Genomic DNA, 14726 nt, shown 5'->3' on the forward strand with positions numbered 1-14726 from the left:
GAAACCTTGTTCTATTTGCCGTGGAATCGGCATTAACTTTGCCGTGGAATCGGCATTAACTTTGCCGTGGAATTCGTGATTTTTTTCCCGTGGAATCCTTGTTCGCGATGGCGTGGAATACGCAGATAGCGACGGATCGCTGTCTTTCTAAGCTGCCTGCGCGGCAGCAAACGAGCCGTTGAGTTACGTCACGCGACGACTAAATTTCTAAGCTGCCTGCGCGGCAGCAAACATCGGCACGGCGCGGGTAGTGCGCGAAGATTTTTCTAAGCTGCCTGCGCGGCAGCAAACGCTAGCTGATGCTGCTACAGCCCACTGGTCGTTTTCTAAGCTGCCTGCGCGGCAGCAACCTAGCGCAGCGACATTCCGCCTTCCTGCATGACTTTCTGAGCTGCCTGCGCGGCAGCAAACCAGATGGGCTCGGCCATTACGGCCGCGACAAATTTCTGAGCTGCCTACGCGGCAGCAAACTGGAGCTTGAACGCTTCGCGCACTTTGGCTGCTTTCTGAGCTGCCTGCGCGGCAGCAAACAGCGGTCAGGGTTGGATGTGCGGGTGGTGATTTTTCTGAGCTGCCTGCGCGGCAGCAAACCCAAGCTTCGCGGCAACGTCCGCCTCGCAATCTTTCTGAGCTGCCTGCGCGGCAGCAAACTCCAGCACGACGTTTTCATCCTGCTCGCCTTCTTTCTGAGCTGCCTGCGCGGCAGCAAACTCCGCGTGGGCCTGAGTCGATGCGATGGCGGCTTTCTGAGCTGCCTGCGCGGCAGCAAACATAACTTGCCCTTCATACGTTCGCGGCTTCATTTTCTGAGCTGCCTGCGCGGCAGCAAACAATTGAGGCTGGGCGGTAGCCTCGATCAGATCTTTCTGAGCTGCCTGCGCGGGAGAAAACTTTTTTACTCAATCATTAGGAAGACTTATGCCGCTCTGAGCTGCCTGCGCGGCAGCAAACGCTCGCGATTGCAGTGCGGAAAGTTTCGATTTTTTCTAAGCTGCCTGCGCGGCAGCAAACTGCTTGCCGAGGTTCGTACGCTGCCGTTCATCTTTCTAAGCTGCCTGCGCGGCAGCAAACCGAAGCAAGCGAGCCGATCCCGAACGCGTACTTTTCTAAGCTGCCTGCGCGGCAGCAAACGGACATGTTGATCGCATGCCTCTGGTCGCGCTTTTCTAAGCTGCCTGCGCGGCAGCAAACCCTTGCATTCTAATTCGTGAGCGCATACATTATTTCTAAGCTGCCAGCGCGGCAGCAAACCCGCTCGACGCGCACGCCGGCGACTTCAAGCATTTCTAAGCTGCCTGCGCGGCAGCAAACGAGCTGTTGCCACCGCTTCGTCCTTGTTCTTGTTTCTAAGCTGCCTGCGCGGCAGCAAACAAATGGAGGATTACCGTTCGGGCGGCATGAATTTTCTAAGCTGCCTGCGCGGCAGCAAACTCACTGTCGAGATAGTCGACGGTCCAGGCGAATTTCTAAGCTGCCTGCGCGGCAGCAAACATCGGTACCGTGTACGGTCCAAGAGAAATTATTTTCTAAGCTGCCTGCGCGGCAGCAAACACGTCATCGCCCCAAGCCGAAATGTTCGGGTTTTTCTAAGCTGCCTGCGCGGCAGCAAACCACTGATCGCGACCGGCGCCGTTTTTGATTTCTTTCTAAGCTGCCTGCGCGGCAGCAAACAGGGCGACAGGATCCGTCGTGATGATCCTGATTTTCTAAGCTGCCTGCGCGGCAGCAAACTACTAAAGATACAGAACTGGCCACCGTTGTTGTTTCTAAGCTGCCTGCGCGGCAGCAAACACGAGGAGAAGGCAAGCGGCAAAGCGGTAAAATTTCTAAGCTGCCTGCGCGGCAGCAAACCTCGTGCAGATCGTCGACGGCCTGGCGGAAAATTTCTAAGCTGCCTGCGCGGCAGCAAACACTACCTCTTCGACGAACGTATTGCCAATCGATTTCTAAGCTGCCTGCGCGGCAGCAAACTTGTGATCGCGCAGGAGATCGTCACGCAGATGTTTCTAAGCTGCCTGCGCGGCAGCAAACGATTATCTGGCACTCACAAACGCCGCGACTGATTTCTAAGCTGCCTGCGCGGCAGCAAACTATTTCCGCAAGATTCACATTCGGCGATGACATTTCTAAGCTGCCTGCGCGGCAGCAAACTTGCCGGGACGCTTGCATCAGGCGCTCACCCATTTCTAAGCTGCCTGCGCGGCAGCAAACGATGCGCTTGAAAAACCCGTCGCAGCCACAGTTTTCTAAGCTGCCTGCGCGGCAGCAAACGCCAAGCACAACAGTTGCTTGAGCTTTTCGGTTTTCTAAGCTGCCTGCGCGGCAGCAAACTAGACGAACCCCACCTTAACGCATTGATTCCAAAGAATAACCCGACGGGCGCCGCAATTTACCCAAATCGCAGCCCCATCGCTAAGTCATTGATTAACCAACAACCTAAAACAAATCCAGAAAAAAGGGTTTAGAAACATGGCACGCTCGCTCCCTGACTCATACCATAACTATTAAACGATCCCAACGCTCCCGCCGGCACCGCAACCTGCTCAATAAATAAGCAAAACGGCTGCCCCGTACTGGCGCTTCGTATTTGTACATAAGGCAGATCCGGCGTTCGCTCAACGCTATCGGGAATCGCCTCGGCCGCTTGCTCCATGCTTTCGCCCTTGCGTTGCATACGGCGGCGGCGCATGCGTTCAGCATTCGTCTTGAACTGACGGCGTTGCACGATCTGATGCGTCGCTCCAGCTGGTACCAACTCGGCCGCCGTCACTGCCACATGATCGCGCATGCCTTGAAGCCAGGCATGCTTCATCAAACCCAGCAAAGCCGGTTCACCGCCGTGCAGCCGTAGCACCTGCCCGAGCGAGCGCGGACGCAAGCTATATTCGGGAAAGCTGATGCCGATGTCGTCGGTCCGAAGCTGCACCAGCGCCCTATGCAGTTTCGCCACAAGCGCGCCGAACAGATGCGTCTGGCTAAATTCCGGATCGGGCAACAAAGTTATATCGATAAAATGTGTCGTCATGGCTATCAGCTCGTGGCGCCAAACACCCCGCCGCGAATGAGCACGGCCATGACAAAATGTTGCTGCTCCAAAGGCGGCGCCTGGTCTTTGAGCAGCCAGTCATCCAGCAACGTGTAGAAGTCCTGCTTTTGCTTAGGCTGACGATACGCCTTGCCTTGCGTGGTGACCGATCCATAGGGCTCCACCGCGATCGGACCAAGTTCTTGCGCGTCCTCATACCAGGTATCGATTGTTCGCACAGCATTGCCGATCTTTTGCGAATGCATTGCCGCCACGTCCTGCACGCAATACAGCGTCCGACTTTTTTTGCTGTCGTTCTTGTCGAGAATCAGTTCCTGCGACGGAAAGACTTCCTGCCCGCACCCGAGACGCACGTAAGCAATCACTTGGAGCAATACATGCATACGCCCTGCCAGGCCTTCGGCGATCAGCCCGCCCAGCGTTTTGACGTTCTCATCAAGTTCGTTCAGCGCACGTAGGTTTTGGGTCAGTGCATCGAATGACCAGACTTGTCCGGGCTGGCCGTTCCGGTGTTGCGCCACTTCAACCTGAACGCTCTCCGCTCCGATCCGGTTACGCCAGAGAAAGCGCCCATTTGCCAAGTTGGCTGCGTAGCGACTCGCCAGTTCGATGAAGCCGTGTTGCCCGACGTAGTCATTCACCACACCCAGCAGTCTGGTCCGATACGCCGCGCTGTTGCACGCCGAAGGCGTACCCGCACCGGCGAGCACGCGCAAGGTGAATTGCACTTTGAGCGTGTCGGCTTCAACTGGCAGCGTGGCGACATCCACTGTCTGCAAGTTGGGGTTCTCTATGGAAGCATCCAGCTTGGCCGGATCTTGATCCTTTGTCTTGAGTCGATTCGAGATCGTGCCGCGCACCGATTTCTCACGAAGACGAATCGGCGGCCAGCCCGATGCGTTAGCGCGGTCATCCCAATTGCCTGCATGAAAAACGGCATCGGACGGATCAAGTTTGCGTTCGAAAGCGAGAACAGAAGCGGTAATCAATTTTTCAGACACGATAAACATCCTGTAAAAAAGGTGATGGCAGACAGATTCAGTCGAAATCGGGAATGTCGTCGCCGGCCCAAGTGGCGGCAGATCCGGCGTGGACATAACCGCTGCGGCAACGATACAAACCGATAGCTGCATCGGTTTCGGGCCGCCACATGAGTTCCTGCACGTGGTTGAGTCGATGTGGACTAATCCATTGACCGAACGAATAAACCGACTCTACAAACACGCAGGGCGTGGACGCATCGCGCGTGTTGGCAACAGCGCCAGCCGGCAAGGGTTTTGTCAGGGCGGCATAGCCGACGGGTATGGGTACCGTCCAACCGTCGCCCTTTTGTTTTGACGGATCCGCCCAGCGCTGCTTTGGGGCTTTGGAATTTCCCGGCGTGCCCTTGGACGGATCGTCAGGCAAAGGTTTAAAGTTGAATCGCGCTGCGTCGAGCCAGGCATCGAGCAACGTGGCATCAGGCAGTTCGTTGCGCAAAGTCCGATGACGTTCCGCCAGCAAATCATCGCGCCCGACCAGCGCATAGCCGGGCAACCACTGATATCGCCAGCGTGCGAATACCAGGGCCTGTGCCTCTTCGTCTTCCGAGATCGGTTCCATCCACGCACGCGTGCGCCTTCCCGGCATGGAACCTGTTGGCAGCAGCGTCCCGCCGGCAATCCGCATGCACGCCACGATCTCTGCAACGCGCGCGGCCCATTCGGACATCTGCGCTTGCTGATCCGCCGTCGACCCGGCGCCACTTGCCAATAGTTGCGATGCAGGCACCGTCAAATGGAACATCACGGTCAATTCCAGGTGAATATGTCCTTCCTCCACGATGGCCGCCGTGGCCCCATCTCTGTCCACAGGATTGCGGGTCAAGCGAAACGTTTTCACATAGCCGTCTGTCACCTGCTCCTCATGGTGATGACAGATCACTCCCACTTGCTGCAATTTCAGTGGTAATCCAGCGGCCGTCACCTTGCGCTGCAACGCCCACATCAGACCGGTGAATGCAGTGATGGATGGAAAACCATGAGTAAGCGGACTGGAGATTGCATTGGCGTTCTGCACGCGCAGATGTGGAAGGACAAGCAGTGCTTTTGTTGTGACGTCCTTTGTTGAATGGCTCATTTGTTCTTCCGCAATACGGTCAGCTCATCATGTGTCTTGCGCACGGGAATGTATCCGGGTGCATCTCGCAGATCGCGAATACGGCGCAATTCTTGTATCCAGGACCCGTCCTCACTCATGCATATCCGGCGCCATTCCTTGGACTCCATATATTCAACGTCTGGTAGCTTGTCCCGCAGTTGTCCATTGAGCCAGTTGCCGAACCGCTGAGCAATAAGAGCGGGCCAGTCCATGAATTGCCATCGACTGGCGAAAGCGGTTTCTTCCGGCAGGTCCGCTCGATACGGGTCCAGCCATAACTTCTCTTCGTCGGCCAGATCATCGAACAGAGACTCCCTTGTCCACCCCGCCGGTTGATGCGAGAGTTCGGCACCATAAATGACCAGCTCGTCTACAAGACTGTTCACGAGGCTCTTGACACGTTTGCGCGTATCTTCGTTTGGTCGCGGATTGCTGAGCAAGAACGCATTTAAATCGCGGACGATGGCGCGCACCGAAAGGCGCGCGCCAAAGGCCCGATCGAAAATCGATTTTGCGTTGACCGGAAGGAAGTTCTGCTGGCTTTGCCAAACCGGCGGCAACGATGCCAACAGATAGTTGATGCCCCGACGTTCGCTGTTCAACTGCGAGATGTTTTGCGGCTTCGTGCCTCCCAGTTTTTGAACTGCAAGACCCCGGTATTCCCGATAAACCCCATCGTGCGGCACGCCATCGCGACGAGCTTGACGCGCCGCTTTGTTCGTATCGCCAAACCGGGCGTCCTGTATCTCTTCATGCACGGCTTGAGCCAGCGACGTGGGGTATAGCGGTGACAGGAGGTAATACTGTGCATCGTCATTGGCATCGTCGCCTGCCAGCCAGTACACCTGCTTCGCACGCACATGTGAACTCGGCTGGCCCTCCTGCTCAGCGGTGAGACTGACGAACGCATCCCGAAGAGCGGAAGCCTTAAGCGGGTCGGTGCTGAGTGCCTGCAAAGCATCCACGTCGTTGGCAGTCAACGCCTGCAGCAGAGTAGTCCCGCTGGCTTCTATTTTTAAGAACTTGTACACGTCGAGCGCCGCGGCGTTTCCGACTGCGTCAATTGCAAAGACACTTCCAAGCGCATGGCTGCCCAGTTCGGCGAGCGGCGACAGACTCGCAGGCGCAACAAAGAGGTTGGTGCCGCGCGCATCGGGATGAACGGGCTTGAGCGAATGCGTGACGGCCTGAATCTGTTTGACCCGTACGGCGGCTTTTTCAAGCCAGGGACCGCGTTGATGTTCTGCAATCAGTTCTGACCGTTTCGGGTCGTCAGGCGAGAGCTTGTCGAGCTTTGATTGGAGGCGGTCATGCAAGAATGCATCGATGGCGGCACGGAAACCGCGGCGGTTTAGCGTTACTGGCGAATCAGACATCAGTTTCCTTCCGAACTAAAAATCAGGGAGAATCCCCGGTTCGCGAACACGAACCGGGGAATGAAGCTGATCTCCAGCCTCAAGCTCTTTTGAGCACGCGACAGCTAGCCACGATAGGCCCTCCTTTTAAAATGCTACTTTTTGTTAGAATTCCTAAAGTTAATGATGCTGGTGCGGTTGTCAACGAGTGAACGTCTGAACAGAGCGAACCAGCTATACTTTTTGTTTCCGGAACTGAGTGTTAAGCATGTGCTGAGTGTACTGTCCTGTTACCTAGGATTGATGCATCAGAATCGTAAAATTGTATGCACTACCGAAAAGGTAGCTAAGCAAAGCTAAACTTTGGGTTTGCGGACCCATATTCTGCCGAACAGGCAGCACCAAAACTCAAGCCGGTTTAAACCCCAGCACCGGATGAAACAGCCACCCTTGGTCCGACTCCGAGGCCGGCAAACTGGCGGTAGCAACCTGTTTCGCACTGTCGTACAAACTCTGCCCCTGCGCATCGGCCCATTGCCGCAGCAGGTCCATCAAATCGACGTGGCACCACGGACCAATGCCTCGTCCATCCGGAGAGCAATCAGTGACCGGTCTCAATAAGTGGCGAATGTCAGCGTAAGGTGTTTGCCCGCGCTCGCGCCGATCTATGACTCGATGCAGGCGCAACTCATCCTCGTCCTCAGTCGGCAACAACACGACGTCGTCCCGCTTCTGCGGGTCGTCCCGAAAGCGCTGGAGCTGGGGCAACAGTCCAGTCAGCAAGATTCGCTGCCCTTCGTCAGCATCGCGGACATACCAATGCCGCGTGGCATCGCGCTTGACCGGTGTAATTAGCTTGCTGGTCTCATCGCGCGGCAACATGGTGTCGCGCATCCGGGCATGCTCCAGGTCGATCAGGCTGCCCTTCGGCTGCAACTTCTCCCCTTGCCGAATGCGTGGCCGGGCATCGATGGGCCAGTCGCTTCCGCCGTCTGGCAAGAGATCAATCAGATGGTGCGACTGCAGGTGAAAGTGCGTCAAAGAATCGTGTTGCGCCGTTCTTTCATGCTTCTGTAATGACGACGTCAAGTTCTTTTCGAATCCCGGCATGCAAAACACCGCATCCTTATCGCTGCTCCTTTCGAAATTTCGCAGGTTTGTATCGAACACCAACATATTCCGCCGCGCAACCGCCCCACTCCGATGACGGCGCACCCGCCCGGCAAGCTGGATCAACGAACGCATCGATGAAGGTTCGGCAATCGCCCAGTCGGCATCCCAGTCGCGTCCGACCTCGCAGACCGGCGAGGCCAGCACCACGAACATTTGGTCCGGCTGCGGATGCGCGTCGAGCAGCGCCCGGACTGAAGGATGCAGTAACGCAGGATCGTCGCTGCTTCTGCCCGGACGACGATCGAATACCGCGTCGAGTTGTTGCTCGATATGCGAGCGTGCCAACAGCGGAAACTGCGAGTGATACACGCACAGATGCACACGCACGTTCGGCACTGGCGCGCCCTGCCGATACATCGCGATCGCGACGTCGAAAAGCGGACCGATATTGGCCATGCGAACCAAACCGAAACTCACGCGTTTGCCGCTCGCGGGATCGGCGCAGTGATTTTGCTCGTCCTGATGCAGCGCCCAACCGCGTTCGAGCGCCAGGCAAGCAAATGCTTCGCGGCGCGTTTGTTTTGGGGGCTGACCAAGATCCGGTCAAATTGCTATCATAAGCCTCGTAGTTATGATAACGCTTCGACTTATTCGATTGAGGTATAAAGCGTTCCGGCAGTGATTGGTTGCCCGAACTTCCGGAAGGTTTGAGCGCGTGGCCTCTCACCCGGCCATTGTTCGCAGCAAAGCCAGCATGACGTCTTCCAGCGTGTCATGCTGGGGACCATCAGCCGCCGCCGCGACGACGCGGAGCATGTCGCCTTCGAGCCTTGCCTCCCACGAAACGATGCGGCGGCGGTCATGCGGAAACCGGGCCAATTTTTCACCGATCAGACGCTCGATGCCTTGTGTGATCTCACGTCGTATTTCGGGTGGGACACTTTTGTCGAATCTGATTTGCTCGCGCAGTGCTTCGCTACGCTCGTCCTCGGGCAGGAGGCTGATATTCCATGCCGACACAATTGCCGTCAATGCGCTCTGACATTCCTCCAGAGTCGGATCATCAGATACCTCCTCCTGAAGCATCTGGGCCAGAGGCCAGGAGATTTTCTGTTCCGGTGGCAGGTCATTGCGATCGAGAACAATAGCGTCAGAGAGCCCAGCCTGAACCGCTTCCCGTTGCAATGCTTCCAGGTCACGCGAACCCAGCTTGCGGGCACGTGACGATGTTTTTCGGTGGCTGGCTTTGCCCATTTTTCCGCACCCTTCGCTCCGGTTCTGAATTCACAAATTATAGCGGGCTGCTGGGACGGGCCCACGAGTGCGGAGTTCGCCGCGCTGGGATGTCTGTATGGCATCGCATTTTTAAGATCCCAAATTTATTGCATAAATCGGCGACGGTGCGATGGTTTTGCTGAGTTTCTTTTGCGCTACACTGGCCGGCCCATTCGAATTTTAAAATCCGGTATGGCCACCATCGAACGCACCGCGTATCCGCGCTTCCCGAAGATCTTTTCGGCTGCGGAGTTGCAAGCCTTCTATACGCCGGATGTTGAAGAGCTGGAGTGGGTGCGTCGCAACGCGCGGGGGCAATCTTCGAGATTGGGGCTGCTGGTTCTGCTGAAGGTCTTTCAGCAGATGCACTATTTCCCCTTCGTCGATGTTATCCCCGCCGCCGTCATCGAGCACATCCGGTCGAGCGCGGACATCGGGGCGGAGGCCGAGTTTAGCTACGACAGGTCCAGATCGCCCGCGTTGTTTCGTCACTACGTAGCGATCCGGGAGTTCCTCGGCATCCAGTCCTATTACGGCACCGATGCCAATGAAATCGCGGTGCGTGCGGCACACGAGGCGGCCGAGACGATGGACCAGCCGGTGGACATCATCAATGCGACCATCGATAGCCTGATCCAGCAGCATGTCGAACTGCCTGCGTTCTCGACGCTCGATGCTATCGTCGAACAGGTTCACGCCCGAACTCAAACGGCGCTGTTCCGGCGTGCCTCGCGTCGCCTCACTGACGAGGACAGGACCCAGCTGGACCGGCTGCTCAAGCGCGAATTCAACCAGCGCCAGACGGCGTACAACGCCATCAAGCGGTACGCGTTACGGCCATCGCGCAAGCACATCAGCCTGCTGATCGAACATCTTGCCTGGCTCGATGGTTTTGGCGACTATACCCACGTACTCGAGGGCATCCCCACCGCAAAGCTGCGTTCCCTGTCGACGCAAGCGATGAGTCTGGATGCCGCGAATCTGAAGGAGACTTTGCCCGAGCGGCGATATACCCTCATCGTCGCACTGCTGCATCAAATGCGCGTGCGAGCCCGCGACGACCTGGCCGAGATGTTTATTCGCCGTATGGGCGCAATCCACAAGCGGGCCAAGGAGGAGCTTGATCAGATCCAGGCACGTCAGCGTGAGCAGATGGAAAGCCTTGTTGATACGCTCGATAGCGTCGTCAATATTGTCGACGAGCACCAGGACGATGCCGAACTGGGTGCGCGGGTTCGCCAGTATCTGGCGCCGTCTGGCAGCTTGGAATCCTTGCGCGAAAGCTGTGCTGAGGTCCGGGCGTACAGTGGCAGGAACTACCTGCCACTACTGTGGCGGCATTTCAAGGCACATCGCTCAGTACTGCTACGCCTGGCGCGTGCACTGGCGTGGGGTTCGACCACGCAATCGCAAACCTTGCTGAGCGCACTGGAAGCCGTCTTCGAGAGTGAGTCACTTCATCGGGAATGGCTCAATGTTGAGATTGACCTCAGCTTTGCCTCGAATCGCTGGCGCAAGCTGGTTTGCCGCCCGCGTGAGAAGGGCGCGCCAACAAACCGGCGCTATCTCGAACTATGCGTGCTGTCCTGCATGGCGAAGGAGCTACGCAGCGGAGATCTGTGCGTCGCCGGCTCGGACGCCTTTGCTGATTATCGCGATTACCTGTTAGCGTGGAATGAATGCGAAAAACGTCTGCCGATCTACTGCGAGAAGTTTGGCATGCCGGACAGCGGCGCTGGCTTCGTGGCCCATTTACGAAAATGGCTCTCCGATGCTGCTCGCCAACTGGACGAGCGTTTTCCTGAGAAGTCTGAACATGTGATCATCAACAAGGCCGGCGAGGTTGTCGTGCGTCGCACTGTCGCCACGATCATTCCGGAAAGCGCGGTGGCGCTGCACAAGGCGATGGTCAAACGCATGCCAGTGCGCAATCTGCTGGACGTGCTGACCAATATCGAGCACTGGACAAATTTCACCCGGTATTTCGGCCCGCTCAGCGGAAACGATCCGAAGATCCGCAATGCTGCCGAGCGGTATCTGCTCACGATTTTCGCGATGGGGTGCAATCTGGGCCCGACCCAGGCAGCGCGCCACATGGGGGACAAGATCACGCCGCATATGATGTCGTTCGTCAACCACCGGCACCTGAGCCTGGAACGACTGGAGACCGCGCAGCGCGAACTGATCGAGCTTTACCTGCGGCTGGATCTGCCCAAACACTGGGGCGATGGAAAGACGGTGGCCGCAGACGGCACGCAGTACGATTTTTACGACAATAACCTGCTGGCTGGCTATCACTTCCGCTACCGGAAAATGGGGGCGGTCGCATACCGGCACGTCGCCGACAACTACATCGCGGTTTTCCGGCATTTCATTCCGCCAGGCATCTGGGAGGCAATCTACGTCATCGAAGGCCTGCTCAAGGCCGACCTGAGCGTCCAGGCTGATACGGTGCACGCCGATACCCAGGGACAATCGGCTGCAGTGTTCGCCTTCACCTACCTGCTGGGAATCAAGCTTATGCCGCGGATTCGCAACTGGCAGGACCTCAAGCTGTACCGTGTGGACGCCGCGACCCAATACCAGCACATCGACGGCCTGTTCACGGAAGTGGTTGACTGGGAGCTCATCGAGCGACACTGGAAAGATCTGATGCAACTCACCCTGTCGATCCAGTCGGGAGCGATTTCGTCGCCCTTGCTGCTGCGCCGTTTCGGTGCGGCCAGTCCACGAAATCGTTTGTCTCTCGCCGCGGAAGAGCTTGGCAAGGTCGTGCGCACGGTATTCTTGCTTGAATGGCTCGGCAGCAGTGAGCTTCGGCAGGAGATTACCGCCACGACCAACAAGGTTGAGTCCTACAATGGCTTCGCGAAGTGGTTCTCATTTGGTGGAGACGTGTTGCCGGTCAACGACCCGGACGAGCAGCAAAAGCGCCTGCGCTATAACGACCTGATGGCGTCGGCCGCAATCCTGCAAAACACGGTAGACATGATGCAGGCGTTGCGCTCGATGGTGAAGGATGGCATCGAGGTCAATCCTGACGACATCAGATTCCTGAGCCCCTATCTCACGAGCAACCTGAAGCGCTTTGGCAAGTATGAACTGGATTTCGGGCACGTCGAGGGCTGGATACGCGAGAGCCTGTTCGCCGGCCCGGCCCGCTCCCTTAGGAAACCCATACACCATGCCTGACATTGAGACTCCCTATGGCGCCGTCGATGCCGACGCGTTGCAATCGCTGCAGCAGCGTTACGACACGCTCGTCATCCAGCAGGCAGTCGACCTCTTCGACACGATCCGGGTTCGCTGCGGACCCGATGGGCTGCGCGACGATCTGTTGCGCCTGCACGGCATGGCGCATACCGTGATCAACCGCGCGAGCCTGTCGTACCCGACGGATGATCTCACGCTGGTGGAGCAAGCCGATTGCGTTATCGAAGAGCTGGAAGACTGGGCGATGGTGCTTGAAAGAATGATACTCGCCTTGCGTCCCCTGCAGGATTTGCGATCCCAGACTGAAGATCCGCTATGAAGTCTGCCGCGCACAAATGGCAATTCGCCCAACGCTTTCGTCGAAATGCTTTCGGCTGGCGCTCGGGCACACCGATCCAGCGCATCAAGGAGGCGCTCGCCGAGATCCGGCAGATGGCGCGCAGCGATCCGGTGTTCGCCGCTGAAGGCGCAGTGAAGTTTCTGGAGAAAGTCTCGCCTGCGCTCGAACACGTCGACAGCTCGTCCGGCGCTCTCGGCACAGCCGTGAACCGGGCGATCGAAGTGCTGGTACCGCTCATTGCTGCCGCGCCGGTCGAAGCAACCACGCGTCAACGCTGGCTTGAACGGCTATGGGAGGCAATTCAGGATCAGGGCGTCCCCTATATCGAGTCCCTGGCGGACGAATGGGACAAGCTGTGCGTGACGGAGGCGATCGCCAATACGTGGGCCGACCGCTTTCTGTCGCTGGTTGAGCGCGTCTGGGCCGATGGTCCGGGTGCATACTTTGCAGGGACTCCGATCTGTCTGGCTTCATTGTATGCGGCAAGGCGGTATGCACAACTCATTGCACTAATAGATCTGGCACCCTTCAAGTCGTGGCATTACCGCTGCTGGGGCGTCAAGGCACTGGTTGCGATGGGCAAGAAGGCGGAAGCGCTTGCCTATGCAGAAGCAACGCGTGGGCTTAATCAGCCGGATGGGCAGATCGCGCAGGCCTGCGAGGCGATCCTGCGGTCATCGGGGCTTGCTGACGAGGCATACCGGCGCTATGCGCGCGAAGCCAACGAGGGTACCACCTACCTGGCAACATTCCGTGCCATCGCAAAGAAGTACCCGCACATCGCGCCGGAGACCATCCTGCGAGATCTGGTTGCCGCGTCGCCAGGTGAACCGGGCAAGTGGTTCGCGGCGGCCAAGGACGCCGGCTTGTTCGACCTCGCCATCGATCTTGCCAACACCAGTCCGACCGATCCGCGGACGCTGACGCGCGCCGCTAGGGACTTTGCACAGAAGCAGCCGCCATTCGCCATGGCTGCAGGCCTTGCAGCACTGCGCTGGATCTCGCTAGGATATGGCTACGAGATCACCGGGGCAGAAGTACTCGATGCAGGCCGCCTCGCGCAGCAGGCTGCGATCAACGCTGGCGTGGACCCGGTGGTGATCAGGGAGCAGATTGGGCAGATCACCGCTCACATTTCGCCGTCGGCCGATTTCGTGAAGAAAGTTTTACAAGCCATCTGACGATTGGATGGGACCACCGCAATCTTCGTGCGCCTGGCCGCAGTCGCTGCAAGTGCGGGGGCCGCGAAGGCAAGGCCGATGGCATCGACCGGATCGTTATGAAGCCATAGAATTTTTTTTGCGATTGGTGCAAAGATAAACCTTATTATCTCTGTACTATCATTTTGGTACGAAACTGCCTTTCCCCAAAAAATGCCTCGACTCCTGTCCACGCCCGACGACTTCCCGGACGCCGCCGCACTCGCCGCACTGCGTGCGTGGTACGAGGGCGCATCCTCACGTGATGCCGCCCGCCGGTACCTGCCCGATCAACTCAGTCACGGCCAGTCTGCCCGTAGTGTCATCGGCCAGATTCGCCGGCAGCTCGCGCTCTACGCCCGCAACCGCCAACGCCCGGATCTGGCCGCATCGTTCGAATGCCCGGCCCACAAGCGTACGCGCCATGCCAAGGCCGCCTCTCAGACGGTCGGGTTGCTGCGCACGCTGCCTGCACCGGCGCCGCAGATCAGCGACGACATTACGCGCTGGTTGCCTGATCGCGCTGTGCGCGCCCTGTACGCGGCCAGCATTCGGACCCTGGCCGATCTCACCGTGCGCATCCCGCGTCGCCGGCAGTGGTGGACCGTCATTCCGGGGCTCGGTCCAGCCAGTGCCAGGCAGATCGAGGCCTTCTTTGCCGCGCATCCGGCGCTCACCGAGCGGGCCCGCGCGCTGATTGTTGCAGAACAGCAGTCTGTCGTAACGCCCTGGGAACAGCTACGGCTACCGCACGAAGTCGATGGATCAGCCGGCACCTTCCGCGCACCGGCGTCGACCTGCATCCTGGGCGTGGACAATGATTACGAGGCCATCCAGGCCTGGCTCGCGCTGCATGAATCTCCCGCCACCCAGCGTGCCTACCGCAAGGAAGCCGAACGCCTGATTCTCTGGGCCATCGTCGCGCGCGGCAAGGCCTTGTCTTCCTTGACCACCCGGGATGCGACCGACTACCGGGCGTTCGGCTTCCTTGCGGTAGGCACGCTGGGTGGCGGGAGATTCATGCAGCGCGAGCCAGGCCTGGATGA

General features: G+C 58.1%; 10 protein-coding genes and 1 CRISPR repeat array. Of the genes, 4 read left to right on the forward strand and 6 right to left on the reverse strand.

Translation table 11 applies throughout. The features are described 5' to 3' along the window. Positions 1-144 precede the first annotated feature (144 nt). Positions 145-2331: a CRISPR direct-repeat array (repeat unit 28 nt; unit sequence TTTCTAAGCTGCCTGCGCGGCAGCAAAC). A gap of 130 nt (positions 2332-2461) precedes the next feature. The 6 genes from cas6f to ACRXB1_RS14960 all read right to left on the reverse strand — a co-directional run bounded on the left by cas6f (position 2462) and on the right by ACRXB1_RS14960 (position 8907). Then, positions 2462-3025: a type I-F CRISPR-associated endoribonuclease Cas6/Csy4 gene (cas6f, locus tag ACRXB1_RS14935; protein WP_449492424.1), complete on the reverse strand. Its 564-nt coding sequence runs from the start codon at positions 3023-3025 to the stop codon at positions 2462-2464. 5 nt (positions 3026-3030) lie between these two features. Next, on the reverse strand, positions 3031-4047 hold the full coding sequence (gene csy3, locus ACRXB1_RS14940) for a type I-F CRISPR-associated protein Csy3 (protein ID WP_449492425.1): 1017 nt from the start codon (positions 4045-4047) through the stop codon (positions 3031-3033). A gap of 37 nt (positions 4048-4084) precedes the next feature. Continuing rightward, the gene (gene csy2 / locus ACRXB1_RS14945) at positions 4085-5164 is read right to left on the reverse strand and encodes a type I-F CRISPR-associated protein Csy2 (protein WP_449492426.1); all 1080 of its coding nucleotides are present in this window, start codon (positions 5162-5164) and stop codon (positions 4085-4087) included. Next, entirely contained in the window at positions 5161-6561 is a 1401-nt protein-coding gene (gene csy1, locus ACRXB1_RS14950) for a type I-F CRISPR-associated protein Csy1 (RefSeq protein ID WP_449492427.1), read from the reverse strand. The genes csy2 and csy1 overlap by 4 nt, the downstream gene beginning before the upstream one ends. A 387-nt stretch (positions 6562-6948) precedes the next feature. After that, positions 6949-8130 (reverse strand): hypothetical protein, encoded by a 1182-nt coding sequence (locus ACRXB1_RS14955; RefSeq protein WP_449492428.1) that lies wholly within the window; start codon positions 8128-8130, stop codon positions 6949-6951. A 246-nt stretch (positions 8131-8376) separates the two neighbouring features. Next, positions 8377-8907, reverse strand: coding sequence for a hypothetical protein (locus ACRXB1_RS14960; RefSeq protein ID WP_045706996.1), 531 nt, complete (start codon positions 8905-8907; stop codon positions 8377-8379). A gap of 213 nt (positions 8908-9120) precedes the next feature. On the opposite strand from ACRXB1_RS14960, the gene ACRXB1_RS14965 reads away from it, so the two are divergent. The 4 genes from ACRXB1_RS14965 to ACRXB1_RS14980 form a co-directional block, all read left to right on the forward strand. Beyond that, a complete protein-coding gene (locus tag ACRXB1_RS14965) occupies positions 9121-12120 on the forward strand; it encodes a Tn3 family transposase (protein WP_449492429.1) in 3000 nt (999 codons plus the stop codon). Beyond that, positions 12113-12460 (forward strand): Tn3 family transposase post-transcriptional regulator TnpC, encoded by a 348-nt coding sequence (tnpC, locus tag ACRXB1_RS14970; RefSeq protein WP_449492430.1) that lies wholly within the window; start codon positions 12113-12115, stop codon positions 12458-12460. Before ACRXB1_RS14965 ends, tnpC begins: the two co-directional genes overlap by 8 nt. Further along, positions 12457-13662, forward strand: coding sequence for a hypothetical protein (locus ACRXB1_RS14975; protein WP_449492431.1), 1206 nt, complete (start codon positions 12457-12459; stop codon positions 13660-13662). Before tnpC ends, ACRXB1_RS14975 begins: the two co-directional genes overlap by 4 nt. Positions 13663-13854: 192 nt before the next feature. Beyond that, positions 13855-14726, forward strand: an 872-nt coding sequence (locus ACRXB1_RS14980) for a phage integrase family protein (protein WP_449492432.1), incomplete at its 3' end; no start/stop codon positions are given.

The sequence above is a fragment of the Caballeronia sp. M23-90 genome (genome assembly GCF_053574605.1).